This is a genomic window from Inquilinus limosus MP06, from assembly GCF_000767795.1.
GTDB lineage: Bacteria > Pseudomonadota > Alphaproteobacteria > DSM-16000 > Inquilinaceae > Inquilinus > Inquilinus limosus_E.
This window is the reverse complement of record NZ_JANX01000772.1, coordinates 1-2,361: the sequence shown is the minus strand read 5'-3', so window position 1 is coordinate 2,361 and position 2,361 is coordinate 1. Positions and strand designations below refer to the sequence as shown.

Genomic DNA, 2,361 nt, shown 5'->3' with positions numbered 1-2,361 from the left:
GGACGAGCCGGCGGCCGCTGCCCCCGCCCCTGCCGCCGCCAATCGCTTCGACATCCTGGAGTACCAGGTCCAGGGCAACACCGTGCTGCCGGTAGTCGACATCGAGGAGGCGATCTACCCGTTCCTGGGACCGGACAAGACCATCGATGACGTCGAGGGCGCCCGCGCCGCGCTGGAGAAGCGCTATGCCGACCGCGGCTACATCACCGTCGCCGTCAACATCCCGGAGCAGACGGTGCGCGAGGGCGTGGTCCGGCTCGAGGTCGCCGAGGCCCGGGTCGGGCGCCTGCGGGTGCGCAACTCGCGCTACTACTCGCTGGGCCGGATCAAGGACGCGGCGCCGTCCCTGGCCGAGGGCACGGTGCCGCAGCTGGCCGGGATCCAGCGCGACTCGGAGGTGCTGAACCGGCTGCCGGGCCGCACCGTGACGCCGCAGCTGAAGGCTGGGACGGAGCCGGGGACGGTCGATGCCGACCTGAATGTCGAGGACGAATCGCCGTTCCAGGCCTCGGTCGAGCTGAACAACCAGTACAGCGCCGACACCAAGCATCTGCGCGTGTCCGGCTCGGTCGGCTACGACAATCTCTGGCAGCTCGGCCACTCGTTCTCGCTGCAATACACCACCGCGCCGGAAGACCCGGACCAGACCTCGGCGATCGCCGCGACCTACACCGCCCGCATCCCGGAGTGGAAGCAGAGCCTGGTGCTGTACGGCATCTCGTCCCGCTCCAACGTGGCGACACTGGGCGGTGTCAACGTGCTCGGCGACGGCACGGTCATCGGCGCGCGCGGCGTGCTGCCGCTGCCCGGGCTGCCGGACTTCTACCACACGCTGATGCTGGGCATGGACTGGAAGGATTTCGGCGAGAGCCAGGAGTTCGGCGGCATCCAGTCGAAGACGCCGATCACCTACACCACGGCGACGATCGAGTACAACGCCACCCGGCCGGACGCTCAAGGGCTGACCACGGCCAGCCTGTCCGCCACCTTCGGGCTGCGCGGCCTGGGCGACCCGGACGACAAGTTCGCGCAGAAGCGCAGCGGCGCCTCCGGCGACTTCGCCTATTACCGCGCCAGCCTGGAGCGGCAGCAGGCCCTGCCCGCGGACTTCGAGCTGACGGCGCGGCTGGACGGGCAGCTGGCCAGCCAGCCGCTGATCAGCAACGAGCAGTTCAGCGCCGGCGGCGTCTCGACCGTGCCCGGCTATGTCGAATCCGAGGAGCTCGGCGACAATGGCTGGATCGCCGCGCTGCGCCTGACCACGCCCAATCTCGGCCAGTGGATCGACCCCTCGCTGGTCGAGGACTGGCGGGTCTACGCCTATGGCGACTACGCCGAGCTGTGGCTGCAGGACGTCAATCCCGGCCAGGACGACGAGTTCCAGCTCGCCAGCGTCGGCTTCGGCACGCGGGTCAAGCTGCTGAACCACCTCACCGGCTCGGTCGACCTCGCGGTGCCGCTGATCGACGCCAGCGACACCAGGGCGAACGACATCCGCATTCTGTTCACCCTCGGCGCCAGCCTCTGACCCCGGACCGATCCGAGCATGAGACGCTTCCTCCCGACCCGACCGCTCCCGACCGCCCGGCTGCTGCTGGCCGCCCTGCTGGCGCTGCTGCTGACGCCCCAGGCCGCCTCGGCCTGGTGGAACAGCGAATGGACGCTGCGCAAGCCGATCACCGTCGATCTCGGCCCGAATGCCGGCGCCGTCCCCGGCATGGCCGGGCGGGCGCAGGTGCTGGTCCGCCTGTCCGCGGCCAACTTCAACTTCCTCGCCGCCAAGGATGACGGTTCCGACCTCCGAATCATCGCCGAGGACGACAAGACGCCGCTGAACTTCCACATCGAGAAGTTCGACAACCTGTTCGAGATGGGCCTGATCTGGGTCGACCTGCCGAACGCCGCCGCCGACAAGCCGCAGACCATCTGGCTGTACTGGGGCAATGAGAAAGCGACCGGCACCAGCAACGCCCGCGCCGGCTACGACACCTCCCAGGCCTTGGTCTGGCACTTCACCGAGCCCGGGGCCCTGCCGCTCGACTCCACCGGCTACGCCAACAATGCGGCCCAGTCGACCGCGGCCAAGGTCGACGCCTCCTTCATCGGCGGCGGCATCGGCTTCGACGGCAACGGCACGGTGATGCTGCCGGCGACGCCCAGCCTGGCGGTGCCGCAGGGCGGCGCCTTCACCTGGTCGGCCTGGATCAAGCCCGGCACGCTGCAGCCCAACGCCGTGATCTACGAGAAGGAGGCCGCGGCCGGCCTGATCCAATCCGGCGGCCTGGCCATCGGCCTCGACCAGGCGACCCCCTTCGTCAGCGTCGACGCCGGCGCCGGGCCGCAGCGCATCGCCGCCGCGGC

At 69.9% G+C, this 2,361-nt stretch carries 2 protein-coding genes; both read left to right on the top strand.

The annotated features are described in order from the left end of the window. The coding region (locus tag P409_RS32165) for a ShlB/FhaC/HecB family hemolysin secretion/activation protein (protein ID WP_034848201.1) at positions 1-1,528 on the top strand (1,528 nt) is incomplete at its 5' end. An 18-nt stretch (positions 1,529-1,546) separates the two neighbouring features. After that, positions 1,547-2,361: DUF2341 domain-containing protein (locus P409_RS32160; protein WP_152613663.1), on the top strand; the 815-nt coding region annotated here is incomplete at its 3' end.